The organism is Aquaspirillum sp. LM1 (genome assembly GCF_002002905.1).
In the GTDB taxonomy this organism is placed as follows: Bacteria; Pseudomonadota; Gammaproteobacteria; order Burkholderiales; family Aquaspirillaceae; genus Rivihabitans.
The window spans coordinates 397909-421526 of record NZ_CP019509.1; the positions used below are offsets into that span (position 1 = coordinate 397909).

Below are 23618 nucleotides of genomic sequence, written 5' to 3' on the forward strand. Positions count from 1 at the left end.
GTGATCGCATGAAATGGGTCAGCACCATTATCAAACCGTTCAAGCTCGATGAGGTGCGGGTGGCACTGGAGAACATCGGTGTCAAGGGCCTGACCGTGACTGAAGTGAAGGGGTTTGGCCGGCAGAAGGGCCATACCGAGATCTACCGGGGGGCCGAGTACACGGTCAACTTTCTGCCAAAAACCCGGATTGACATCGCCGTGCGTGATGACCAGCTCGACCAGACGCTGGCTGCAATTGAAAAGGCCGCCGCCACCGGCAAAATGGGCGACGGGAAGATTTTTGTCCTCGATCTGCAACAGGTGATCCGGATTCGCACCGGCGAATCTGGCGAGGATGCCCTTTAATGGGGCATGCATGCCGCCAGCGCCCTCTGCTGGCTGGATGCGCCAACGCTTTCAAAACCAAAGGAGATATGGCATGAAACGTGTTCTTGCCTTGGTGAGCGTCTTGTTCACCTTGTTGTTTGCACTGCCCGGCTGGGCAGACGATGCACCGGCTGCTGCGGCTGCCGTGACTCAGGCGGTTGCTCCGGTGGCCGCTGCGGTAGCGGATGCCGCCGCTGCACCGGCCGCCGCGCCGGCTGCGCCAGTGGCCAATAAGGGCGACACCGCCTGGATGCTGGTATCCACCCTGCTGGTGGTGATGATGGCCGCCCCTGGCCTGGGTCTGTTTTACGGTGGCCTGGTGCGCACCAAAAACATGCTGTCGGTGCTGATGCAGACCATGGTGGTGTTCTGCCTGCTGGGTGTGCTGTGGGCAGTGTATGGCTACAGCCTGGCATTTACCGAGGGCGGCGCATTCCTGGGCAGCTTTGACAAGGCCTTCCTGAATGGGGTGACGGTGGAATCGATGGCCGCAACCTTCAGCAAGGGCGTGGTGGTGCCGGAATACGTCTACATTGCCTTCCAGCTGACCTTTGCCGGCATTACCTCGGCACTGATCATCGGCGGCTTTGCCGAACGGGTGAAGTTCTCTGCCGTGCTGGCCTTTGTGGTGCTGTGGTTCTCCTTCTCCTACCTGCCGCTGGCACATATGGTGTGGTACTGGGCAGGTCCTGACGCCTACACCAGCGCCGAAGCGGGTGCCAAGGCTGGTGAAACCGCAGGCTTCCTGTTCCAGAAAGGTGCGCTGGACTTTGCCGGCGGTACCGTGGTGCACATCAACGCCGGTGTGGCCGCTCTGGTGGGCGCGCTGATTATCGGCAAGCGTGTGGGCTACGGTCGTGAATCCATGGCTCCGCACAGCCTGACCATGACCATGGTGGGTGGCGCGATGCTGTGGGTGGGCTGGTTTGGTTTCAACGCCGGTTCCAACCTGGAAGCCACCGGCACCGCCGCGCTGGCCATGATCAACACCCTGCTGGCCACTTGCGCTGCCACTGTGTCGTGGACTTTGGTGGAATGGCTGCTCAAGGGCAAGCCGTCGATGCTGGGCGCGATTTCCGGCACCATCGCCGGCCTGGTGGTCATCACCCCGGCCTGCGGTTTTGTCGGCCCGATGGGCAGCATCATCATGGGTCTGCTGGCTGGTGTGGTGTGCTACTGGGGCGTTAACGGTCTCAAGCGCATGCTGGGTGTGGACGACTCGCTGGACGTGTTTGGCGTACACGGCGTGGGCGGCATCCTGGGTGCCATGCTGACCGGTGTGTTTGCTGCACCGAGCCTGGGCGGTACCGGGGTCTACGACTACGTGGCCGACAAGGTGGGCGACTACGACATGGCGGCTCAGCTGGTGTCCCAAGCCTGGGGCGTGGGCGTGGCTGTGCTGTGGTCGGCGGTGGTGTCGTTCATCGCCTTCAAGCTGATTGACCTGACCATTGGCCTGCGCGTCAGCGAAGAAGCCGAACGTGAAGGTCTGGACATCACCACTCACGGTGAAACCGCCTACCATCATTAATCAGTAAGCGCGTCTTAGCGTAAACCTGACTCCCCTGAAGGCGCCGTCCGGCGCCTTCTTTTTCGCCCAGAATCTGGAGATTGCCCATGTTGACGCGTTGGGTGACGGGCTTCTTGCGCCCACATAAAACGGATTTGCTTGCCCAGCCGGTACAGGCTGAGTTGCCGTCAGTGGTTTTGCCCGATCCGATGCCGGCGGCACCGCTGGCTGGCATCGGGCGCTGGGGGCGGCGACTGTTGACATCCTCCCCCGCCTAAAGTCGGGGGATTCCTACGGCGCTCATCCCGGCATCGAGCCGGCATAAGTCGCTTCGGCGGGTTCCTGCTGCTGGCGGCATGACTGCACCGCTCACTTCACAGGCGATCCGGGCTGCGGTTTCCCGCCCGGCGGAAGCATCCGCCGTGTCCTGCCCTTCGTCTCGCAATAGTTGCATTCCGCGAGACAGGATGTTGATCGCGCCGACCAGATCGGCGTTTTCCTTAAAACCGCATTCCACACACAGGAACCGGGCTTGCGTCTGGCGGTTATCCGCCGACACATGGCCGCAGCACGGACACGTCCGGCTGGTGTTCTGCGCCGGCACGGTGATGAGATGCCCACCGTTCCACGCCAGCTTGTAGTCCAGTTGGCGGCGGAATTCGGCCCAGCCTTGATCAAGGATGGCTTTGTTCAGGCCGGACTTGGCCCGAACATTTCTTCCCGGTGCATCTGCCGTGCCTGCTGCCGACCTGGACATGTTCCTCACCTGCAAGTCCTCAAGACACACCATCGCGTGGTTTTGGCTGATCGTGGTCGTGGCCTTGTGCAGGAAGTCGCGGCGGGCATTGCCGATGCGGGCGTGAATGCGCTGGACGCGGGTTTTCGCCTTCTTCCAGTTGTGGCTGAATTTGGTCTTGCGGCTCATGGCCTGCTGCGCTTTGCGCAAGCGGGCTTCGTGCCGCCTGAAGCTGTTGAGCGGCGCGTAGAACGCGCCATCCGAGAGCGTGGCGAACCGTGCAATACCCATGTCGATGCCGACTGCACCGCCCTTTGGCATCGGCTGCTCGACCTCGCGTTCGGTCTGGATCGACACGAACCATTTGCCGCAGGACTGGCTCACGGTGATGTTCTTCACCACCCCCAGCACTTCCCGGCTGTTGCGGTAGCGCAGCCAGCCGAGCTTGGGCAGGAAGATTCGGCTGTTGGCCTGGTCGAGCCTGATCTGTTTCGGGTCTGGATAGCGAAAGCTGTCGGACTGGCCCTTCTTCTTGAAACGCGGAAAATCAGCGCGTCTGGCGAAGAAGTTGGTGTAGGCCCGTTCCAGGTCCTTGAGCGTCTGTTGCAGCGGATGAACGGGCGCATCCGCCAGCCATGCTGTCTCCGCGCTGTGGCGCCACTCGGTGAGCAGCTTGCACAGGCCCGCATAGCCCAGTTTCTTCTCTGCACGCTCGTAGCGCGCCTTCTGCAACGCCAATGCCTTGTTGAACACGAAACGGCACGAGCCAGCAAAGCGGCGCATGTCGCGCTGCTGTTCGCCGGTCGGCATCAGTTCGTATTTGTAGGCTTGAAGGCGTTGCATACTGGTTTTATACAACCCACCCCCATCGACGGCAAGGACGGCTACGCCGTCCGCGCCATCCTTCCCCGTCCTGAATGGCGGGGCTTGCCGCGCACCGGGTCAATCTGATTCGCCATGGCCTGAATGCCGAAGCCGCCTACGCCGCCCAGCAGGGTGAGGTTCAGGCACGGATTGGTGCGATGACCGCTGAAATCCAGCGCGGCGCACAGGGCATGCGTGCCGGCAGCCAGCAGGCTGGTCGCCTGCGCCATCAGGCGGAAACCCTGCTGTCGGCCACCGACCAGAGCCTGCACGCCGGGCTGGCCGAGCTGGATGCCCGGCTGGCCGGCAAAGTGGGGCGGATTGGCCAGGGGCTGATGGCGCTGGATGCGCTGCCGGCGGCGGCGCTGCCCGACAGCATTCAGCGCGCCCTGCGCCAGGAAGGTCTGCCCACTGAGCGCTGCGCTGACCGGCTGGCGGCCATTCGCGCCCGTGGCCGCCTGCGGGTGGCCATCGAGCCGGCGTTCAAGGGCCTGTCATTTCGTTTGCGCCCCGGTGAGCCCTTGATCGGGCTGGATGTGGACTACGCCAAGGCCTTTGCCCGTTACCTGGGCGTGGCGCTGGAGTGTGTCGAACACCCGTGGGACCAGTGCACCGAATTGTTGCACGCTGGCCGCCGCCCCGGAGAAGCTGACGCCGACCTGGTGTGGAGCGCGCTACCGCCCAATGCGGCGTATCAGGGCGTGGCGTTTTCCGACAGTTATACCTATCTGGATTTTGTGCTGGTGCGCCGCCATGGCGATCAGCGGATTCAGGATGTGCGCAGTCTGGAGGGCAAGGTGCTGGGGTGCATCAACGATCCGGCAGCCTTTGCCGCGCTGGAAGCCGCCGGCCTGCGCTGGAGCCGCCATGCCGACACGCCACCCGGCACGGTGCGGCTGGCCAATCTGATTGGCTATTCCGACCAGGGGGTGATCCACGATGCCCTGGCCCAGGGCACGGTCGATGCCTTTGCCGCCGACCATCCGATTTTTGCCTGGGCCTGCTACGGCCAGCACAGCCCCTGGCGCGGCCAGCTGGACATCCTGTCTACGCCGCTGTCGCCCCAGCCGTGGTATTACGCCGTTGGCGTGGCGGATGACCCGGCGTCCTATCCGCTGCTGCAGGCGGTGAACCAGTTTTTGCGGGGTTTTCTGCCCAGCCGCGAACGTGAGCAGATCGAAAAAACCTGGCAGTTTGCCGTGCGCCAGGGTCAGGGCAGCTATCGCGACGAAGCCGGGGGCTTGCGCGGCGAGGCGGAGCTGGCGGCGGATTGGGCGCGGCTGGCACAGCAGGGCTGAGCGGGCATCGGGACAGGGCGTTTACTCCATCGCCCCCGGATACATCAGCACGCTCAGGAAGCGGATGGGGCAGCGCAGCAGTTTTTCCGGGCCATGCGGAATATCGCCGCGAAATGTCAGCGCGTCGCCCGGGCTGAGCTGGTAGGTGTTCTGCCCGTGGCGGTATTCGATTTCACCTTCCAGCATATAAATGAATTCGGTGCCGGGGTGTTCGAAGATCGGGAAGGTTTCGGATTCATGGTCAATGGTGATCAGAAACGGTTCAAACACCTTGGTCGGGCCTTGATCGTAGGCGAGCAGATGATAGGTGTGGCCCCGTTTGGTACCCCGGCGCACCACCTCCATGCCTTCGCCTTCCTTGACCAGCTGGGCGCTGCCGTCGCGCACGTCGTAGCCACGAAACAGCGTGGCAATCGACACCCCCAGCGCGCTGGCCAGCCGCGACAGCGTATCCAGGCTGGTGGCGGTCTGGGCGTTTTCGATTTTGGACAGCATGCCCCGGCTGATGCCGGCCAGGGTGGCTACATCGGCGATGGTCAGATCGTGTTTTTGCCGCAAATCGCGGATGGTGTTGCCCAGGTAGCGTTCCAGGCTGTCGGACGGTGACGGGTGCTCGCTCATCGGGGTGCGTTCCTGCGGAAAAGACCGGTCAAGTGTAGCATAGCCCGATTTGTTTCCTTTTGAGAAACAAAGTTGACCATTATGCTGGTGCTGTGCATAATAAGAAAAAATGTTTCTCTGTGTGAATTTTTACGGAGTGCCGCATGTCCCGTTCGCATCGCTATACCTTGTCGCTGTCCTGCCCGGATCGGGTGGGCGTGGTGGCTGCCGTCAGCGGGTTTCTGGCCAGCCACCAGGGCTGGATCACCGAAGCCAACCACCATGCCGACGCCGAGGCGCAACGCTTTTTCATGCGCCAGGAAATCCTGGCCGACTCGCTGCCGTTTGACCTGAGCACCCTGCGTGCCCACTTTGCTCCGATTGCCGCCGAATTCCGCATGGACTGGCGCATCAGCGACAGTGCGCGCAAAAAGCGCGTGGTGCTGCTGGTGTCCAAGCAGGAGCACTGTCTGTATGACCTGCTGGCACGCTGGCAGTCCGGCGATCTGGACATCGACATCCCCTGTGTGATCAGCAACCACGACACCTTCCGCCGCCTGGTGGAATGGCATGGCATCCCGTTTCATCATGTGCCGGTCAGCGCGGACAACAAAACCGCAGCGTATGCCGAGGTGGCGCGGCTGTTTGACGCCGCTGACGGCGATGTGATGGTGCTGGCGCGCTATATGCAAATCCTGTCCCCCGAGCTGTGCGCACGCTATCCGGGGCAAATCCTGAATATCCATCACAGCTTTCTGCCCAGTTTTGTCGGTGCCAAGCCCTATCACCAGGCCTACACCCGTGGCGTGAAACTGATTGGTGCCACCTGCCACTATGTCACCCACGAGCTTGACCAGGGGCCGATCATCGAGCAGGACGTGATCCGGGTGGACCATTCCGACGCGCCGGAGGATCTGGTGCGCTACGGCAAGGACATCGAAAAGGCCGTGCTGGCGCGTGGCCTGCGCTACCACCTGGAAGACCGGGTGCTGGTGCATGGCAATAAAACCGTTGTTTTCCGCTGAGGAACTCCCATGCCCTGGCGTCTGCTGCGCTTTGCGCTGAACACACAGCATCCGGAGCCCCGGATGTTTCGCCACCACCCGACGCTGAAACCCAGCTACGACGTGGTGATTATTGGCGCTGGCGGGCATGGCCTGGCAGCGGCGTACTACCTGGCCCGCGACCACGGCATCCACAATGTCTGCGTGCTGGAAAAAGGCTATATCGGCGGCGGCAACACTGGCCGCAACACCACCATCATCCGCTCCAACTACTTGACCCCCGAGGGGGTGAAGTTCTACGACGAGTCGGTGCGGCTGTGGCAGGACCTGGCGCAAGACTTCGACCTGAACCTGTTTTATGCCAATCGCGGCCACTTCACCCTGGCGCACACCGACGCCGCGCTGCGCACCATGCGCTGGCGCGCCGAGGTGAACAAGCACTATGGAGTGGATTCCGAACTGGTCGGCCCGGAGGCGGTCAAGCGCGCCGCGCCGATGATTGATCTGTCCTGTGGTGGCCACGCCCCGATTCTGGGCGCGCTGTACCACGCGCCCGGCTCGGTGGCGCGACACGATGCGGTGGCCTGGGGTTACGGGCGCGGCGCTGACCAGCGCGGGGTGGAAATCCACCAGCAAACCGAAGTGCTGGGCATTGACGTGCAGGGCGGCCAGGTGAAAGGCGTGCGCACCTCGCGCGGGTATATCAGCACGCCCAAGGTGCTGTGCGCGGTGGCCGGATCGACGCCGCGCATCCTGAAAATGGTGGAAGTGCCCAGCCCGATTTACATCCACCCGCTGCAAGCCATGGTCAGCGAGCCAGTCAAGCCATGGCTGGACCCGATTCTGGTGTCGGGCAGTCTGCATGTGTACATCAGCCAGTCTGCCCGTGGCGAGCTGGTGATGGGCGCGTCGCTGGACCCGTATGAAGTGCAGTCCACCCGCTCGACGCTGGACTTTGTGGAAGGGCTGTCGGCGCACATGCTGGATATGTTCCCCTTCCTGTCCGAAGTGAAAGTGATGCGGCAATGGGCCGGCATGGCCGACATGACGCCAGACTTTGCCCCGATCATGGGCCTGACCCCGGTGGAAGGCTTTTATCTGGACGCTGGCTGGGGCACCTGGGGCTTCAAGGCCACCCCGGTCAGCGGCAAGACCATGGCCCACACCGTGGCCACCGGCCAGCCGCACCCGCTGATTACCGGCTTTTCTCTGGACCGCTTCCGCCAGTACGCGCTGACCGGCGAAAAAGGCGCGGCCAGCGTTGGCCACTGAGGAACGCACGATGAAGATCATGACCTGCCCGCTCAATGGCCCGCGCCCAGTGGCCGAATTTGCCTGCTGGGGCGAGCTGCGCCCGATGCCAGACCCGGACAGCTGTAGCGACGACCAGTGGGCCGACTATGTGTTCAACCGCAACGGCGCACCCGGCATCAAGCAGGAATGGTGGTGCCACACCCCCAGCAACACCTGGTTTATTGCCGAGCGAGACACCGAAAAAGACCGCGTGCTGCGCACCTATTTTTACCCCGGAGAAGCCTGATGCGACTGCCCGCCATTCGCGGTGAGTGGATCAACCGCGACCAGCCGATTGAATTCCAGTTTGAAGGCCAGCGCTACTCGGGCTACGTGGGCGACACCCCCAGCACCGCGCTGTGGGCCGCCGGGGTGCGTGTGCTCGGGCGCAGCTTCAAGTACCACCGCCCGCGTGGCGTGCTGTCGCTGGCCAACCACGACGCCAATGTGCTGATGCAGGCCGGCGCGCTGCCCAATGTGCGTGCGGATGTCACGCCCCTGCAGGCCGGCATGACGCTGACCGCGGTCAACACCTTTGGCGGCCTGGCCGCCGACAAGGGGCGCTGGCTGGGCAAGCTGTCGCGGCTGCTGCCGGTGGGGTTTTACTACAAGGCGTTTCACAGCAAAAAACTGTTTCCGCTGTGGGAGCGCATGTTCCGGGCGATGACCGGGCTGGGCGTGGTCGAGGTGAGCGCCACGCAACGGCGCACGCCCAAAGCCTATGATTTTTGTGATGTGCTGGTGATTGGCGGCGGCGCGTCCGGCCTGTCGGCGGCGCTGGCCGCGGCCAGCCAGGGCGCGGATGTCACCCTGGTGGACGAAAACGCCCAACTGGGCGGCGCTGCCGGCTACCAGCTGGGCAATGACCCCGCCCGGCGTGCCGAGCTCGACCGCCTGCTGGACGCAGTGGCGGCCCAGCCGCGCATCCGCGTGCTGACCGCCACCTACGCGGCGGGCTACTACGCCGATCACTGGGTGGCGCTGGTCAGTGCCGAGCGCATGCTGAAAATGCGTGCTGCCAGCGTGGTGGTGGCCAGCGGTGGGTTTGAGCAGCCGGCGGTGTTTCACCAGAACGACTTGCCGGGGGTGATGCTGGCATCGGCAGCGCAACGTTTGCTGTACCGCTATCGGGTCAAGCCGATGCAGCGGGCGGTGGTGCTCACCGCCAACGCCGACGGCTACCGCGCCGCGCTGGACCTGCTGGCCCACGGTGTGGTGGTCAGCGCGGTGGTGGACTGGCGTGCTGACCCCGGTCAGGCTGCCCCGCTGCGGCAGCAACTGGAAGCCGCCGGGGTGACGGTGCGCTGCGGCCAGGCCATTGTCGAGGCGCTGGCCACGGCAGATGGACACGGCGTGCGCGCAGTGCGGGTGGCGGCGGTCAGCGCCGATGGCGATCCCACTGGCGCAGTGGACACGCTGGAATGTGACGGCGTAGCGGTCAGCGTGGGCTGGGCGCCGGCGGCCAACCTGCTGTATCAGGCCGGTGTGCGCATGCGCTACCTGCACGAGCTGGAGCAGTTTGTGCCCGACCAGCTGCCGGATGGCGTGTTTGCCTGTGGCCGGGTGAATGGCGTGCATGAGCTGGCCCGGCGCATGGCCGACGGCCAGCGCGCCGGCAGCCATGCCGCAGCAGCGGCAGGCTGGGGGCTGCCAGTGGGGGAGGCGCTGGCGCTGGAGACGGCGTGCCCAACCCATGCCTGGCCCATGGTCAACCATCCGGACGGGCGCAATTTTGTCGATTTCGACGAAGACCTGCAGCTGAAGGACTTTCACCACGCGGTACAGGAAGGCTTTGACAATATCGAATTGCTCAAGCGTTTTTCCACCGTGGGGATGGGCCCCAGCCAGGGCAAGCACTCCAATATGAATGCGCTGCGCATTCTGGCCCGGTTGACCGGCAAAACCCCACAGCAAGTGGGCACCACCACCGCCCGTCCGTTTTACCACCCGGTGCCGATGGCGATTCTGGCTGGACGCGGCTTTACCCCGGAGCGGCGCACCCCGCTGCACAGCCGCCATCAGGCGCTGGCGGCGCAGTGGATGCCTGCCGGGGTATGGCAGCGCCCGGCTTACTACGCCCGGCCAGGATTGAGCCGCGAGGCGTGCATTGCCGAGGAGGTGCTGGCGGTGCGCCAGCAGCTGGGGCTGATTGACGTGGGCACGCTGGGCAAGCTGGAAGTGATTGGCCCGCAGGCGGCGGAATTTCTCGAGCGGGTGTACACCGCGCAGTACGCCAACCTGAAAGTGGGCATGACCCGCTACGCGCTGATGTGCGACGAAACCGGCGTGCTGATCGACGATGGCGTGGTGGCCCGGCTGGCCGACGACCATTTTTACTTCACCACCACCACCTCGGGCGCTGCGGCGATTTACCGTGAGCTGTCGCGGCTGAACACCCAGTGGCGGCTGGACTGCGGCATTGTCAACCACACGGGGGCCTATGCGGCAATCAATCTGGCCGGGCCGCGTTCGCGCGCCGTGCTGGCCAGCCTCACGGCGCTGGACTTGTCGGCAGCGGCGTTTCCGTATCTGGCGGTGCGTGAAGGCGAGGTGGCCGGCGCGCCGGCCCGGCTGCTGCGCGTGGGGTTTGTCGGCGAATGGGGCTATGAAATCCATGTACCGGCCCACTTTGCTGGTTCGGTGTGGGACGCGCTGCTTAAGGCCGGCGCGGCGCACGGCATTCGCCCGTTTGGGGTGGAGGCCCAGCGTGTGCTGCGGCTGGAAAAAGGCCATCTGATCATCGGGCAGGACAGCGATGGGCTGACCACGCCGTTTGAGGTGGGTATGGCCTGGGCGATGAAAATGCACAAGCCGTTTTTTGTCGGGCAGCGCAGCCTGCGCGCCAGCGAAAAGCAGCCGCGCAAACAGCTGCTGGTGGGCTTTCGCTTTGCCGCCGACTACCAGGGGCCGCTGCCGCAGGAATGCCATCTGGTGATTGCTGATGGCGAGATTGCCGGGCGGGTAACCAGCATCGCCCTCAGCCCCAGCCTGGGTTACGCGCTGGGTCTGGCGCTGGTGCGTCCCGACCTGGCCAGCCCCGGCGTGCGCTTGAGCATTCGCCTGAGTGATGGCCAGATGGTCCACGCCGAAGTGGCCCCCACCCCGTTTTACGATCCCGACAGCCTGCAACAAAAGGAGGCGGCATGATGTCCGCGCTTGCTTTGAGCCCTCTGGCCGACGCGGTGGCCGCCAGCCTGCTGCCACCCGCTGCCCAGCCTGCCGCCGCCGCCCGTCTGGGCCTGGCCGACCTGTCGCTGACTCCGCGCCATGGCTGCAAGGGGCCTGGCGCTGCGGACTGGCTGGCCGCGCACGGCCTGCCGGTGCCGGCTGCACCCAATAGCTGGCTGGCGCTGGACGGTGGCGGCCTGATTGCCCGGCTGGGGCTGACGGAATTTCTGGTGGAAGGCCCGGCAGCGTTGATTGCCGGGCTGATGGCCGCCCCGCGCGGGCCGGGGGTGTATCCGGTGCTGCGCCAGGATGCCGCCCTGCTTCTGGCCGGTAGCCAGCTGGATGCCCTGCTGCGCCAGACCTGCAATGTCAATTTTCGCCCGCTGGACCTGGCGGCCCGCCCGCTGCTGCTGACCAATATGGTAGGGGTGGCGGTGGTGGCGCTGCCCGGCCCGGACCGCTGCCGGCTGTGGTGCGACGGCAGCTACGGCCCGTATCTGTGGGACACCCTGCTGGGCATTGCCGTTGAGCTGGGCGGCGGTGCCGTTGCGGCCAGCGCCCTGCCCAGCCCCTGAAAAAAACCTCACCCCTTAAAAATAGTCCGGAGACGTGGCCATGACGCCCATTGAAGCCAAGCAGTTTCTCGCCGAACAGCAAGTCAAGTATGTGTTGGCCCTGTTTGTGGACATCCACGGCTCGGCCAAAACCAAAGCGGTGCCGGTCAGTCATTTTGACGACATCCTGACCGCCGGGGCCGGCTTTGCCGGGTTTGCCGTGTGGGGGCTGGGCATTGAGCCGCATGGCCCGGATTTCATGGCAGTGGGCGATCTGAGCACGCTGTCGCTGGTGCCGTGGCAGCCGGGCTATGCGCGGATTGCCTGTGACGGCCATGTCAAGGGTCAGCCGTGGGCGCTGGACACCCGGGTGGTGCTCAAGCAACAGGTGGCGCGGCTGGCCGAGCGTGGCTGGACGCTGTTTACCGGGCTGGAGCCGGAATTCTCCCTGCTGAAAAAAGACGCCAGCGGCAAGATTGTCCCGGCAGACGACAGCGACACCCTGGCCAAGCCCTGCTACGACTACAAGGGCCTGTCGCGCAACCGCCAGTTTCTGGAAACCCTGGTTGAGGCGCTGCGTCAGGTGGACATTGACGTCTACCAGATTGACCACGAAGACGCCAACGGCCAGTTTGAAATCAACTACACCTACGCCGACTGTCTGACCTCGGCTGACCATTACCTGCTGTTCAAGATGGCCGCGTCGGAAATCGCCCACGATCTGGGCATGGTGTGCTCGTTCATGCCCAAGCCGTTTGCCAACCGGCCCGGCAATGGCATGCACATGCATATGTCGATTGGCGACGGCGAGCGCAACCTGTTTGCCGACGCCAGCGATGCGCACGGCCTGGGCCTGTCGGCGCTGGCCTACCATTTTCTGGCCGGTATTCTGGCCCACGCCCCGGCGCTGGCGGCGCTGTGCGCGCCGACAGTGAACAGCTACAAGCGTCTGGTGGTGGGGCGTTCGCTGACCGGTGCCACCTGGGCACCGGCGTATATCAGCTATGGCGACAACAACCGCTCGTCGATGGTGCGCATTCCCGGTGGCCGGCTGGAGCTGCGCCTGCCCGACGGCGCGTGCAACCCCTACCTGGCCACGGCAGCGGTGATTGCCGCCGGGCTGGACGGCATCGACCGGCAGCTCAACCCCGGCGCACCGCATAACCAGAACCTCTACCAGCTCAGCCCGGAACAGCTGCACGCCGCCGGCATTGGCATCCTGCCGCAAAACCTGCACGAGGCGCTGACCGCGCTGGAGCAGGACAGCGTGCTGCGCCAGGCGCTGGGGCCGGTAATCGACGAGTTTCTCTCGCTCAAGCACATGGAATGGGTGGAGTACATGCGCCATGTGTCGGACTGGGAAATCAACAGCTATCTGGAATTTTTCTGAGCCAGGCGGGCGAGCCCCGCTGGCGCAAGCAGCGCAACAAGGAGAACAAGCATGTGTGGAATTGTCGGATTGCTGGTGAAAACACCGGCGCTACGCGCCCGGCTCGGCGAGCTGATGGTGCCCATGCTGATAGGCATGACCGAACGCGGCCCTGATTCAGCCGGGCTGGCGGTATTTGGCCCCTTGCTGGAGGGCAGCCAGCGCAAGATCAGCGTGTATTCCGGCCTGACCGAAGACGGTGCCGATTTTAACTGGCAGGGGCTGGCGCATGAACTCAACGCACATCTGGGCGTGCCGGTCAGCCTGGATGCCAAGGGCAACCACGCCATTTTGCAGTTTGACGTCGCCCCGGCCATCGTCAAACGCTGGATTGCCGACCATCATCCGCGCCTGCATCTGCTGTCCACCGGGCGCAGCATTGACCTGTACAAGGACATCGGCACCCCGGCCCAGGTGGCGGCGCGCTACAACTTTACCCAACTGACCGGTTCGCATCTGGTTGGCCACACCCGGATGGCCACCGAATCGGCGGTCACCCCGGATCGCGCCCACCCGTTTACCGCCGGCGAAGACTTCTGCCTGGTGCATAACGGCTCGCTGTCCAACCCCTACGGCATCCGCCGCATGCTGGAGCCGCGCGGCATTACCTTTGAAACCGACAACGATACCGAAGCGGCCTGTCGCTTTCTGGAATGGCGGCTGCGCGAAGGCGACGACCTGGAAACCGCCCTGCAAAAGGGCTTTGAAGAACTGGATGGGTTTTACACCTTTCTGATGGGCACCGCCGACAAGCTGGCGCTGATCCGCGACCCGTTTGCCTGCAAGCCTGCGGTGGTGGCGGAAACCGACGACTACGTGGCAATTGCCTCGGAGTTCCGCTCGCTGGCCCACCTGCCGGGGATCAAGCACGCCCATGTCTTTGAACCTGCGCCCGAGGAGATGTATGTATGGAATGCCTGACCTTTGACCTGGCCGAACGGCCACTGCGCGAACTCAATGCCTTTTTGCACCACGACGCCCCGGCGGGCACGGTGGACAAGGTCACCGTGCTCAACCCGGACGGCGCACACAATATTGCCGTGGGCCTGAATTGCCCGATTAGCGTGGAAGTGGTGGGCCACGCCGGCTACTACGCCGGCGGGATGAACCAGGCCGCGCAAATCACCATCACCGGCAGCGCCGGCACCGGGGTGGCCGAAAACATGATGAGCGGCAAAGTTCACGTCAAGGGCTTTGCCTCCAACGGCGCGGGCGCGTCGGCCCATGGCGGCCTGCTGGTGATCGACGGCGACGCCGGCCTGCGCTGCGGCATTTCGCTCAAGGGGGGCGACATTGTGGTGGGCGGCTCGGTGGGCAGTTTTTCCGCGTTCATGGCCCAGGCCGGACGCATGGTGATTTGCGGCGACGCCGGCGATGCGCTGGGCGATTCGCTGTATGAAGCGGTGCTGTATGTGAAGGGACGGATCAAATCGCTGGGGGCGGACGCCCAGATCGAGCCGATGACCGATACCGATCTGGCTGCCGTGGCTGAGCTGCTGGCCCAGGCGGGGCTGAACCACGATCCGGCAGCGTTTCAGCGGGTGGCTTCCCGCCGGGCGCTGTACCACTGGAACGCTGACGCCAATCAGGAATATTGATTCCGCCCGCCCCTGCTGTTTACCCCGAATTGACAAGGAACGCGCCATGGACCACACGCCCAAGCACATTTCCCGCGAGGCCTCCTACGGCTACGACCGCAAAACCCTGGACTACATCCGCAACGCCGCCGCCCATGGCCTGTACGAAATTCGTGGCATGGGGGCCAAGCGCCAGCTGCCCAATTTTGACGACCTGGTGTTTCTCGGTGCGTCGATGTCGCGCTACCCGCTGGAAGGCTACCGGGAAAAATGCACCACCAAAACCCTGCTGGGCACCCGCTTTGCCAAAAAGCCGATTGAGCTGGAGATTCCGATCACCATTGCCGGCATGAGCTTTGGCTCGCTGTCTGCCAACGTCAAGGAAGCGCTGGGCCGCGCCGCCAGCGAAGTGGGCACTTCCACCACCACCGGTGATGGCGGCATGACCCACGAAGAGCGCCAGTCCTCCAAAACCCTGGTCTACCAGTGCCTGCCCAGCCGCTATGGCTTCAACCCGGACGACGTGCGCCGCGCCGACGCCATTGAAGTGGTGATTGGCCAGGGTGCCAAACCCGGCGGCGGCGGTATGTTGCTGGGGCAGAAGGTCTCGGCCCGGGTGGCCGGCATGCGCACCCTGCCGGAAGGCATCGACCAGCGCTCGGCCTGCCGCCATCCGGACTGGACCGGCCCGGATGACCTGGCGATCAAGATTCAGGAACTGCGCGAGATCACCGATTGGGAAAAACCGATCTACGTGAAGGTGGGGGCCACCCGCACCTTTAACGACGTCAAGCTGGCAGTGCATTCCGGTGCCGATGTGGTGGTGGTGGACGGCATGCAGGGCGGCACCGCCGCCACGCAAACCTGCTTTATCGAACATGTGGGCATTCCTACCCTGGCTGCGGTGCGCCAGGCCGTCAATGCGCTGGAAGATCTGGACATGAAAGGCAAGGTGCAACTGATTGTGTCTGGCGGCGTGCGCACTGGTGCGGATGTGGCCAAGGCGCTGGCGATGGGGGCCGACGCGGTGGCCATTGGCCAGGGCGTGCTGATTGCGCTGGGCTGCAATGGCGAAACTTATTATCAGAATGGCAGCCACCATCCTGCCGAAGCCGACTACCACGCGCTGGGCACGGCAGCGGGCTTTTGCCACCATTGCCACACGGGCAAATGTCCGATGGGCATTACCACGCAAGACATGCTGCTGGAACAGCGGCTGTCACCGGAGGTGGGCGCGCGCCATCTGAAAAATTATCTGAAAACCCTGAATATGGAGCTCACCACCATTGCCCGCGCCTGTGGCAAGCAGAATGTTCACCACCTGGAGCGGGAAGACCTGGTGGCGCTGACCATCGAAGCCGCCGCCATGGCCGGCGTGCCGCTGGCCGGCACCAACTGGATTCCGGGCCAGGGGTTTTAAGCCCTCGGCGGCGCAAGCCGTCAGTGGGTGTCGTGTCCCTCTCGCTGCTCACTCGCATCGTCCTGCAAGACATGGGGGGAGGGTGCGCGGTGGCGAGTTTTCGGGCGATCTGTGCAGACAGGTCGCCTGTTTTTTTGCCCTGGCAGCAACGCCCGGCATGCCGGGCGTTGCTGGTGGAGGAGGCGGAGAACAGGGGGCGTTGGGCTTGCCGGGGCAGCGTCTGTGCGTGGCGCGTTACCGTGGCACACTCAGCTGATGCAAGGGCAGGGCGGTTGAGCGCTTGACATCATTCAGCACAAAACTGGAGCGCAAATCTTCCACGCCGGGGTGGGCCAGCAGCTCGGTCATCACAAAGCGGGAAAAATGGGCAAGGTCTTCAAAATAGACGTGCAGCATATAGTCCATCTCGCCGGTCATTGCGTAGCACGCCACCACCTCGGGCCAGCGCTGCACCGCCTGCAGAAAGCTCTGCATATGCGGGCTGCCGCGCTTTTCCAGGGTGACATTCACAAACGCCTGCAGGCCCAGGCCAATCCGGGCCGGGTCGAGCAGCGCCACATAACGTTGGACAATGCCGGATTCTTCCAGGTGTTTCAGCCGCCGCAAGCACGGCGACGGCGACAGCGCGACCGCATCGGCCAGCTCGACATTGGTCAGCCGGCCATTCTGTTGCAAGGCGGCCAGAATCTTGATGTCGGTTTTGTCCAGATCCAGGTGAGGCATAGTATGGGATAACTCCGTGTTTTATCTGGCACTGTGTCTTGGCCATGTTTTTGTGTGTGCAAACGCCGCAGCATGCGCTATCGGTGAATCGCCCATCCTGCAAGAACCATTCCTGTCGCGGCAATTTTAAGTGAATCTACCTGTTTGTGCGCAATCTGCGCCAGAGGGGCAGGGAAAAATCATGTGTGCCTGCAGGGTGAACATCTGGCGCAATGCCTTGCCCGCACGGCATGTGTGGCGTGCGGCAGTTTTTTTCTGGCTGGCGGGTGCTGTACACTATTCGGGCTAAACAGCGAAACCGTTGTATTTTTTGTAAAAAATCCCACCACTACCCTACTGGGCAAACTTTTTTCACCAAACTGCTTGACGCGTTCGGACAAATCCTGTTTAATACGCATCTCTCGAGGCCCGGTAGCTCAGTCGGTAGAGCAGAGGATTGAAAATCCTTGTGTCGACAGTTCGATTCTGTCCCAGGCCACCAGATTCAAAAGCCCGCATCACACGATGCGGGCTTTTTCATTTTCTGCGCCTTGCGCGCCTTGTCCAGCAGCTGAGCTGCGGCCATCTCTGGCTTGCTGCTTAGCCGCCCTGTTTTCCTCCCGCCAGATACACACAGCACGCCACCCGCAGCAGCGAGGTGAAATTGCGCACGTCGCCATGACGCTTCAACACCTCGTCGTACAGCGTGCTGATGAATTGCGGCGTGCTCAGCCCCTCGTCTGCCGAAAGCTGGTCAAGCACCTCCCAGAAATAGCGCTCCAGCACCAGGCTGGTGACAAAGCCGCGCAGGCGCAAGGAGCGGCGCACGCTGGCGTAGCGCTGAGGGTCTTGTCCGGCAAACAATTCACACATGGTTTTCTGCCTCAAATCGGTTGGCCCTGGCCGCGCGGCGCGGTAGTAAGCGGCTACTACCTGATGCGGTGCCGGGGCTTCTATAGTGTCCACCATGGGCCCTGTTGGCCCAGGGGCTGTTTCTGTCGGGTGTTTTTTCAGGGAGTGTACACATGAGCAAGCAACGTATTGTGGTGCTGGCAGGGGACTACGTCGAGGATTACGAAATCATGGTGCCGTTTCAGGCGCTGCAGATGCTGGGGCACACCGTCCACGCCATCTGCCCCGGCAAGCGTGCTGGCGAGCAGGTGCGTACTGCCGTGCATGATTTTGAGGGCGATCAGACCTATAGCGAAAAACCCGGCCACGCCTTCACCCTGAACGCCAGCTTTGCCGACTGCACGCCAGAGCAGTACGACGCACTGGTGATTCCGGGAGGCCGCGCGCCGGAATATCTGCGTCTGAACCCCGACGTGCTGGCCTGGGTGCGGCATTTCATGCAGGCCAACAAACCTGTCGCGGCGGTGTGTCATGGTGCCCAGCTGCTGACGGCTGCCGGCGGCTTGGCCGGGCGTCGGCTGACTGCCTATCCGGCCTGCGCGCCGGAAGTGACCGCCGTGGGGGCAGAGTATGTCGAAGTGGCGGTGACTGAGGCGGTGGTGGATGGCAATCTGGTCACCGCCCCGGCCTGGCCGGCTCACCCGGCCTGGCTGGCGGCGTTTGTGGCCTTGCTGGCCTGACCGGTACCGTGCGCCCTGTTGTGCTGCGCAATCAGCACAACAGGGCGGCAGGTGGGCTGAATCCCGACGATTTTGCCTGCCGGGCGTTGACGATGGCGGGGCGTTTGACCCAGCGCAACATCCCGGCGCGCAGACAGGAGTAGTTTATTTGAATAAGACAGCACCATTTTGGTGCAAAAATGGTGCAAAACGTCAGCGCTTCAGGGCCGAAACCGTCCTGATGGTGGATGTGTTCACACGCTGAACGTCGTTGATTGAAATCAATATACCTGGCGCAAGTCCTTGTGCAACCGGTATATAATTACCGCCCTGTGACAGCCGCCAGGTTTTGTCCCCCCATTCCAGACAAAACGGTGGTGGGCTTGTTGCAGCGTTCAATCATTACAGGATTATAGACTGTGCCGCAGTTGCACCCTGCCGGAGCACAGCGTCCAGGAGGCATGCGTGAAAGTCAATCTGCCGGTTACCCAACATGAGGTCTTTCTCGACCCGGCGCGTCCGATTGTCACCAAGACCGATCTCAAAGGGCAAATCACCTACGCCAATCGGGCTTTTATCGACATCAGCGGCTTTCACGAAGACGAACTTCTGGGCTTTAGCCACAATATTGTCCGCCATCCGGACATGCCGCCAGAAGCCTTTGCCGACCTGTGGGACACCCTGAAAGCGGGCCGCCCCTGGCGCGGGCTGGTGAAAAACCGCAACAAGACCGGCGATTTCTACTGGGTGGAAGCCTATGTGTCGCCGATTACCGAAAACGGCCAGACCATTGGCTATATGTCGGTGCGCAATGCGCCGGATCGCAACGAGGTGGCCGCCGCCGAGGCGCTGTATCGCGAGGTGCGCGACAAGCGTCGCAGCCTGCCAGCCACCCCCAAGGGGCCGGGGCGTTTCAGCCTGTCGCTGGGGCAAAAGCTGCGCAGCGCCTATTGGGGGGCTGCCTGTCTGATGCTGCTGATTGCCGTGCTGCCGGACAGCCAGTCCACCCTGCGCTGGGTGCTGGCCGGTGCCGGGGCGACGTTTGGCCTGGTGGTGGGCTGGACGCTGCCGCAATCGTTTCGCACCTCGATTCGCGCATTGCGCCGTGGCTTGATGCGCATCAGCGAAGGCAATTTCACCCGCCCGGTGCGCCGGCGCACCTCCGGCGGCCTGGGAGAGGCGCTGTTGAGCGTGGAGTCCACCCGGATTGGCCTGCGCGCGCTGATGGCCGACGTGCTGGCTGCTGCGGGCGATACGCAAACCCACGCCGAACAACTGCGCGAACGCATGACCATTCAGGCGACCCGCTCGCACGAACAGGCGGCTGGCGTGCAGGACGTGGCCACCACCATGGAAAAGATTTCCCAGGCGGCATCCAGCATTTCCAGCAGCGCCGAACACGCCCGCGACGGGGCCAACCGCATCCGCGAGGCGGTGCTCGATGGCTGTCAGCGCATTGATTGCGGCCGTGCCGCCAGCGCCAAGGCCATGGAAGTGGTGGAGCGCAGCCGGGATACCATCCAGGCGCTCAGTCGGGAAATGGACAATATCGGCTGCATGACGGCGATGATCCGTGAAATTGCCGACCAGACCAATCTGCTGGCGCTGAATGCCGCCATTGAAGCCGCCCGCGCAGGCGAGCAGGGCCGGGGGTTTGCTGTGGTGGCCGACGAAGTGCGCAAGCTGGCCGAGCGTTCCAGCCAGTCCACCGAGCAGATCAATCAGGCCGTGGGCAAAATCGGTCAGGTGGTGGAGCAGGCCACGCGCAATATGGATGAAACCGTGCAGGAAGTGCAGCGCGGCACCCATGAAATTGAATCGGCCAGCGATAACCTGGCCCAGCTGATCATGGCCGCTGACGAAGCCAGCACCCAGGCCGAACATCTGGCTGGCGTCAGCCAGCAGCAATCTGCCGCCACCCATGATATTGCCGCCACGCTGGAGCAGGTGTCGGTGGCCACCGAAGAAAACATGCAGTCCACCGAGGCGCTGTCGCTGGCATCGGCCAAGCTGGCGCAAACCGCCAGTGATCTGGAAAAACTGGTAGGCCACTTTGCCCGCTGGCATGCGCCGGCCAGCGGACCGGAGGGAGAGGATTAGCCACTTGCCTGGCAAGGTGGCCATCCTGGCGGGCAGAGCCAGCGGGGGGATTTTTTCCGGCTTTGAGTGTTGCCGAAACCGCTTGGCTGAAGTAATCGACGCGGCCTGAGGCGTTCAGCTTCCCCGCGCCGCTGCAATCACGGCAGCCAGCGCCTTCACGCTGTACACATCAAACCGGGTGCTTTTGCCAATCTGTCGGCTGCTGGGCATGGGGCCGGCCAGATCGACGCCCAGGCGTGGACGCTTGACCACCACGCGCTCGCGGGCGCAGCACAGTGCCGCCATCAACAGCCGGTCGCTGTCTTCGTCGTCGCCAATCACCTGCTGAAACGCCTGCATTTCCTTCTTGGCGGCGGCTTTGTTGCCGGTGTCGGGAAACATCGGATCCACAAACACCACCTGTGGCCGTTCGGCATCGTTCAGGCTGGCCAGCCACGGGCTGGCGTCGGCGTGGACCACCGTCATCCGTGCGGCAATATCCGCCGTGTCGGCATCGGCGCTGGCGCGCGCCAGGGCGTCGGCCAGCAGCGCTGCCGCCACGGGCGAGCGTTCGACCATGCGCACCCGGCAGCCCAGGCTGGCCAGCACAAAGGCGTCACGCCCCAATCCGGCGGTGGCGTCCACCACATCACGCGCTTCCTGCCCTTTCATGCCAATCGCTTTGGCCACCGGTTGGCCACGTCCGCCCCCAAACTGACGCCGATGCGCCGCCGCGCCTTCGACAAACTCGGCATACACCGGTCCGTGCTTGTCCGGGTTCAGCAGGCTTAACCGAGTATCGTCCAGCTCCAGCCAGTACCCCGCTGGCGGGCGTTGGTCCAGTAGCGGCAGGGCAAAGCGTTGCGCCAGGGCGTGCGCGTGCTCGGCGCGGTCGGGGTGGGTACACAACAGCCCGGTGGCAGGCAGCATGGCGATTTCCTGTGGCAAGCAAAGCGCGGACGATACGGCAAAACCCCGGCAGGGAACAAGCCGGGCAGTGGAAAGTGACGCCAGCAGGTTAATTGGAGCGGCTCACAAAACCCCGCGCAGCGGTTCTGGCGAGGCGCGTGCTCGCAGGCAGCAGGTCGTACGACAAGGCCGTGTAACAACGCCAGAGGGTTTGGTGAGTCGCGCTTAGGTATTTCATCGCATTGTCATGGGGTGTGGGTCGGCCTACACTGGGCTATGCCCTATTTACTTCTGTTCGCGCTGGGAATCGTCCTGGTGCAATTCTGGCCGGTGGCACCAGCGTGGCCTGCCGCGCTGGCGGGGGCGGTGCTGGCAGGGTGCGGGCCGTGGCGGCGGGGCTTGCTGTGGTGGGTGTGCCTGAGCCTGGGGTTTGCCTGGTCGGCGTGGCGGATTGAACAGCGTCTGGACAGTGCGCTGCCGGCTGCGCTGGAGGGCCGTCCCCTGTCGGTGACGTTTCGGGTCAGCGGCCTGCCGCGCCTGGATGGGTTGGCGGTGCGTTTTGATGCCGAGATCGAAGCCATCAGCCCGGCCAGTGCACACCGGCTGGGTCGGGTGGGTCTGTCGGATTATCAGCGCGGCCACTGGCCGGCAGGCAGCCGCTGGCAGGCGCAGCTGGTGTTGAAGCGCTGGCACGCCGCCAGCAATCCACATACCTTTGCTGCCGAAGCCTGGCTGGTCGAGCAGGACCGGCTGGCGTCGGGCAGTGTGCGCCCTGGCGCACGCCGTCTGGCTGATAGCCAGCATCCGTTGGCCTGGCTGGACCGCTGGCGCGAAGCCGCCGTGGCGCGGGTGGCGCGCGCCAGTGAAGGGCAGGCTTACGCCGGGGTGTTGCTGGCGCTGGTGACGGGCGAGCAGCACAGCATTCCGGCAGAACACTGGCAACTGTTTGCCCGCACCGGGCTGACCCATCTGGTCAGCGTGTCTGGCGTGCATCTGACCTTGCTGGCAGCGCTGGTGGCCGGGGTGACAGTGTGGCTGATGCGCCGGCAGTCGCGCTGGCGCGCGCCGCCACGTGTGGTGGCCGGGGTGGCGGGCTTGCTGGCCGCCACAGCGTATGCGCTGCTGGCCGGCTGGTCGCTGCCTACCCAGCGTAGCGTGTTCATGCTCTGGGTGCTGGCGTTGGCGCTGTGTGGCCGCTACCCACTGGGGGTGGGGCGAGCGTGGGCGCTGGCCTTGTGCTTGGTGTTGTTGCTTGACCCGTTTGCCGCGTTGTCGCTGGGGTTCTGGCTGTCGTTTCTGGCGGTGGGGCTGATGGTGTGGATTGGCAGTGGCCGGCTGGGCGCGCTGTCGTGGGGGCGGCGCTGGCTGCGCAGCCAGTGGGCGGCCAGCCTGGCCATGGCGGTGCCCTTGCTGGCCAGTTTTGGCCAATTACCCTGGCTGTCGCCGCTGACCAATCTGTACGCCATTCCGCTGATTGGCAGCGTGCTCACCCCGGCGGCCTTGCTGGCCAGCGTGTTGCCGGGAGATGACGGTATTTACTGGGTGGCCTGGGCGCTGGGGTGGGCCATGTGGCCGCTGGAGGCGCTGGCCGACGTGTCGCCCTGGCAGCAGGCTGCGCCCTCGACGCTGGGGGTGGTACTGGCGGTAGTTGGGGTGGCATTGCTGAGCTTGCCGGCTGGGGTGGCCGGGCGCAGCCTGGGGCTGTGGCTGTGCTTGCCCTTGCTGTGGCCACCCGACCGCGCGCCGCCTGATGGCCAGGCGCAGATCAGCGTGCTGGATGTCGGTCAGGGGCTGGCGGTGGTGGTGCGCACTCATCGGCATGTGCTGGTCTATGATACTGGCGCACCTACTGGCAGCAGCGATATGGGGGCGCGGGTGATCGTGCCGTTTCTGGCCGGTGAAGGGGTCCATCGACTGGGTGGGCTGGTGGTGTCGCACAGTGACAATGACCATGCCGGCGGCGCGCGCTCGCTGTGGCAGGCCTATCCGCCAGACTGGCTACTGGCTGGCGAACCCGAGCGGCTGGAGGCACCCCCGCGCCCGGCGCAACAATGCCTGGCCGGGCAGTTCTGGCTGTGGGATGGCGTGCGTTTTGATGTATTGCATCCGGCAGATGCCAGCGGCCAGGACAACCACGCCAGCTGCGTGTTGCGCATCTGGGCTGGCGGCCAGGTGGTGCTGCTGACCGGCGACGCCGAGGTGGCCGACGAGCAGGCCATGCGCGAGCGCTGGGGCGATGACACCCTGGCCGCTGATGTGCTGCTGGCCGGCCATCATGGCAGCCTGACTTCATCGGGCCAGGATTTTCTGGCGGCGGTGCGTCCTGCGCAGGTGGTGGTCAGCGCCGGGTATCGCAACCGCTTTCGCCATCCGCACCCAACGGTATGGGCGCGCTATGCCTATTGGGGAGCGCAACGCTGGCGCACCGACCGCGATGGCGCGGTGCAGATTGCGCTGGGCCACCCCGCTGGCCCGCAGCTGAGCGGCTACCGGGCCGGGCATCCGCACTGGTGGCGCAGCCGCTGGCCATAGTGGA

The 23618-nt window shown here is 64.1% G+C and carries 20 protein-coding genes and 1 tRNA gene; 16 read left to right on the forward strand and 5 right to left on the reverse strand.

The genetic code is table 11. The features are described 5' to 3' along the window. The first annotated feature begins 8 nt into the window (after positions 1-8). Together glnK and BXU06_RS01815 are read left to right on the forward strand one after the other, a co-directional pair. Positions 9-347 (forward strand): P-II family nitrogen regulator, encoded by a 339-nt coding sequence (gene glnK / locus BXU06_RS01810; RefSeq protein WP_077296270.1) that lies wholly within the window; start codon positions 9-11, stop codon positions 345-347. Positions 348-420: 73 nt separating this feature from the next. Continuing rightward, complete coding sequence (locus BXU06_RS01815) at positions 421-1899, forward strand: ammonium transporter (RefSeq protein WP_077296272.1); 1479 nt, start codon at positions 421-423, stop codon at positions 1897-1899. A 253-nt stretch (positions 1900-2152) separates the two neighbouring features. Here BXU06_RS01815 and BXU06_RS01820 read toward each other — a convergent pair whose 3' ends face one another. Further along, positions 2153-3457 carry an RNA-guided endonuclease TnpB family protein gene (locus tag BXU06_RS01820; RefSeq protein ID WP_077296274.1) on the reverse strand — a complete coding sequence of 435 codons (1305 nt, stop codon included), beginning with the start codon at positions 3455-3457 and terminating at the stop codon, positions 2153-2155. A 74-nt stretch (positions 3458-3531) separates the two neighbouring features. On the opposite strand from BXU06_RS01820, the gene BXU06_RS01825 reads away from it, so the two are divergent. After that, positions 3532-4776, forward strand: coding sequence for an ABC transporter substrate-binding protein (locus BXU06_RS01825; RefSeq protein WP_077296276.1), 1245 nt, complete (start codon positions 3532-3534; stop codon positions 4774-4776). 21 nt (positions 4777-4797) lie between these two features. Here BXU06_RS01825 and BXU06_RS01830 read toward each other — a convergent pair whose 3' ends face one another. Then, positions 4798-5397, reverse strand: a complete 600-nt coding sequence (locus BXU06_RS01830) for an XRE family transcriptional regulator (protein ID WP_077296278.1) — start codon at positions 5395-5397, stop codon at positions 4798-4800. A gap of 143 nt (positions 5398-5540) precedes the next feature. Here BXU06_RS01830 and purU point away from each other — a divergent pair, with 143 nt between their 5' ends. Genes purU through BXU06_RS01875 form a run of 9 tightly spaced genes read left to right on the forward strand, consistent with a single transcriptional unit; the run spans position 5541 to position 15821 of the window. Then, positions 5541-6401: a formyltetrahydrofolate deformylase gene (gene purU / locus BXU06_RS01835; RefSeq protein ID WP_077296280.1), complete on the forward strand. Its 861-nt coding sequence runs from the start codon at positions 5541-5543 to the stop codon at positions 6399-6401. A 9-nt stretch (positions 6402-6410) separates the two neighbouring features. Then, positions 6411-7652 (forward strand): FAD-dependent oxidoreductase, encoded by a 1242-nt coding sequence (locus BXU06_RS01840; RefSeq protein ID WP_077296282.1) that lies wholly within the window; start codon positions 6411-6413, stop codon positions 7650-7652. Between the two features lie 10 nt (positions 7653-7662). Then, on the forward strand, positions 7663-7920 hold the full coding sequence (locus BXU06_RS01845) for a sarcosine oxidase subunit delta (protein WP_077296283.1): 258 nt from the start codon (positions 7663-7665) through the stop codon (positions 7918-7920). After that, positions 7920-10820, forward strand: a complete 2901-nt coding sequence (locus tag BXU06_RS18435) for a 2Fe-2S iron-sulfur cluster-binding protein (protein ID WP_077296285.1) — start codon at positions 7920-7922, stop codon at positions 10818-10820. Before BXU06_RS01845 ends, BXU06_RS18435 begins: the two co-directional genes overlap by 1 nt. Then, positions 10820-11416, forward strand: coding sequence for a hypothetical protein (locus BXU06_RS01855; RefSeq protein ID WP_216352523.1), 597 nt, complete (start codon positions 10820-10822; stop codon positions 11414-11416). The genes BXU06_RS18435 and BXU06_RS01855 overlap by 1 nt, the downstream gene beginning before the upstream one ends. A gap of 40 nt (positions 11417-11456) precedes the next feature. Further along, positions 11457-12785: a type III glutamate--ammonia ligase gene (gene glnT, locus BXU06_RS01860; RefSeq protein WP_077296288.1), complete on the forward strand. Its 1329-nt coding sequence runs from the start codon at positions 11457-11459 to the stop codon at positions 12783-12785. A 51-nt stretch (positions 12786-12836) separates the two neighbouring features. Further along, on the forward strand, positions 12837-13745 hold the full coding sequence (locus BXU06_RS01865; protein ID WP_077296290.1) for a class II glutamine amidotransferase: 909 nt from the start codon (positions 12837-12839) through the stop codon (positions 13743-13745). Further along, positions 13733-14422, forward strand: a complete 690-nt coding sequence (locus BXU06_RS01870; RefSeq protein WP_077296292.1) for a protein glxC — start codon at positions 13733-13735, stop codon at positions 14420-14422. Before BXU06_RS01865 ends, BXU06_RS01870 begins: the two co-directional genes overlap by 13 nt. A 46-nt stretch (positions 14423-14468) precedes the next feature. Then, the gene (locus tag BXU06_RS01875) at positions 14469-15821 is read left to right on the forward strand and encodes an FMN-binding glutamate synthase family protein (protein ID WP_077296294.1); all 1353 of its coding nucleotides are present in this window, start codon (positions 14469-14471) and stop codon (positions 15819-15821) included. A gap of 234 nt (positions 15822-16055) precedes the next feature. Here BXU06_RS01875 and BXU06_RS01880 read toward each other — a convergent pair whose 3' ends face one another. Continuing rightward, positions 16056-16544: an Lrp/AsnC family transcriptional regulator gene (locus BXU06_RS01880; protein ID WP_077296296.1), complete on the reverse strand. Its 489-nt coding sequence runs from the start codon at positions 16542-16544 to the stop codon at positions 16056-16058. Positions 16545-16949: 405 nt separating this feature from the next. On the opposite strand from BXU06_RS01880, the gene BXU06_RS01885 reads away from it, so the two are divergent. Beyond that, a tRNA-Phe gene (locus BXU06_RS01885) sits at positions 16950-17025 on the forward strand. A gap of 98 nt (positions 17026-17123) precedes the next feature. Here the strand turns inward: BXU06_RS01885 and BXU06_RS01890 are convergent. Further along, positions 17124-17396 (reverse strand): ribbon-helix-helix domain-containing protein, encoded by a 273-nt coding sequence (locus BXU06_RS01890; RefSeq protein ID WP_077296298.1) that lies wholly within the window; start codon positions 17394-17396, stop codon positions 17124-17126. Between the two features lie 152 nt (positions 17397-17548). Between BXU06_RS01890 and BXU06_RS01895 the strand changes: the two genes are divergently transcribed. Both BXU06_RS01895 and BXU06_RS01900 read left to right on the forward strand, forming a co-directional pair. Further along, positions 17549-18115 (forward strand): DJ-1/PfpI family protein, encoded by a 567-nt coding sequence (locus tag BXU06_RS01895; RefSeq protein ID WP_077296300.1) that lies wholly within the window; start codon positions 17549-17551, stop codon positions 18113-18115. A 444-nt stretch (positions 18116-18559) separates the two neighbouring features. Beyond that, positions 18560-20194: a PAS domain-containing methyl-accepting chemotaxis protein gene (locus BXU06_RS01900; RefSeq protein ID WP_077296302.1), complete on the forward strand. Its 1635-nt coding sequence runs from the start codon at positions 18560-18562 to the stop codon at positions 20192-20194. A 114-nt stretch (positions 20195-20308) separates the two neighbouring features. Here the strand turns inward: BXU06_RS01900 and BXU06_RS01905 are convergent, their stop codons facing one another. Then, complete coding sequence (locus BXU06_RS01905) at positions 20309-21103, reverse strand: class I SAM-dependent methyltransferase (protein WP_077296304.1); 795 nt, start codon at positions 21101-21103, stop codon at positions 20309-20311. Between the two features lie 294 nt (positions 21104-21397). Between BXU06_RS01905 and BXU06_RS01910 the strand changes: the two genes are divergently transcribed. Next, entirely contained in the window at positions 21398-23614 is a 2217-nt protein-coding gene (locus tag BXU06_RS01910; RefSeq protein WP_171982081.1) for a DNA internalization-related competence protein ComEC/Rec2, read from the forward strand. Positions 23615-23618 lie beyond the last annotated feature (4 nt).

Bases quoted from the DNA above. Each gene is read 5' to 3' on its own strand.
- glnT (WP_077296288.1), top strand. From the start codon at position 11,457: ATGACGCCCATTGAAGCCAAGCAGTTTCTCGCCGAACAGCAAGTCAAG.
- BXU06_RS01870 (WP_077296292.1), top strand. From the start codon at position 13,733: ATGGAATGCCTGACCTTTGACCTGGCCGAACGGCCACTGCGCGAACTC.
- BXU06_RS01855 (WP_216352523.1), top strand. From the start codon at position 10,820: ATGTCCGCGCTTGCTTTGAGCCCTCTGGCCGACGCGGTGGCCGCCAGC.
- BXU06_RS01875 (WP_077296294.1), top strand. From the start codon at position 14,469: ATGGACCACACGCCCAAGCACATTTCCCGCGAGGCCTCCTACGGCTAC.
- BXU06_RS01905 (WP_077296304.1), bottom strand. From the start codon at position 21,103: ATGCTGCCTGCCACCGGGCTGTTGTGTACCCACCCCGACCGCGCCGAG.
- BXU06_RS01840 (WP_077296282.1), top strand. From the start codon at position 6,411: ATGCCCTGGCGTCTGCTGCGCTTTGCGCTGAACACACAGCATCCGGAG.
- BXU06_RS01815 (WP_077296272.1), top strand. From the start codon at position 421: ATGAAACGTGTTCTTGCCTTGGTGAGCGTCTTGTTCACCTTGTTGTTT.
- BXU06_RS01845 (WP_077296283.1), top strand. From the start codon at position 7,663: ATGAAGATCATGACCTGCCCGCTCAATGGCCCGCGCCCAGTGGCCGAA.
- BXU06_RS01820 (WP_077296274.1), bottom strand. From the start codon at position 3,457: ATGCAACGCCTTCAAGCCTACAAATACGAACTGATGCCGACCGGCGAA.
- BXU06_RS01865 (WP_077296290.1), top strand. From the start codon at position 12,837: ATGTGTGGAATTGTCGGATTGCTGGTGAAAACACCGGCGCTACGCGCC.
- BXU06_RS01880 (WP_077296296.1), bottom strand. From the start codon at position 16,544: ATGCCTCACCTGGATCTGGACAAAACCGACATCAAGATTCTGGCCGCC.
- BXU06_RS01830 (WP_077296278.1), bottom strand. From the start codon at position 5,397: ATGAGCGAGCACCCGTCACCGTCCGACAGCCTGGAACGCTACCTGGGC.
- BXU06_RS01825 (WP_077296276.1), top strand. From the start codon at position 3,532: ATGGCGGGGCTTGCCGCGCACCGGGTCAATCTGATTCGCCATGGCCTG.
- glnK (WP_077296270.1), top strand. From the start codon at position 9: ATGAAATGGGTCAGCACCATTATCAAACCGTTCAAGCTCGATGAGGTG.
- BXU06_RS01890 (WP_077296298.1), bottom strand. From the start codon at position 17,396: ATGTGTGAATTGTTTGCCGGACAAGACCCTCAGCGCTACGCCAGCGTG.
- BXU06_RS18435 (WP_077296285.1), top strand. From the start codon at position 7,920: ATGCGACTGCCCGCCATTCGCGGTGAGTGGATCAACCGCGACCAGCCG.
- purU (WP_077296280.1), top strand. From the start codon at position 5,541: ATGTCCCGTTCGCATCGCTATACCTTGTCGCTGTCCTGCCCGGATCGG.
- BXU06_RS01895 (WP_077296300.1), top strand. From the start codon at position 17,549: ATGAGCAAGCAACGTATTGTGGTGCTGGCAGGGGACTACGTCGAGGAT.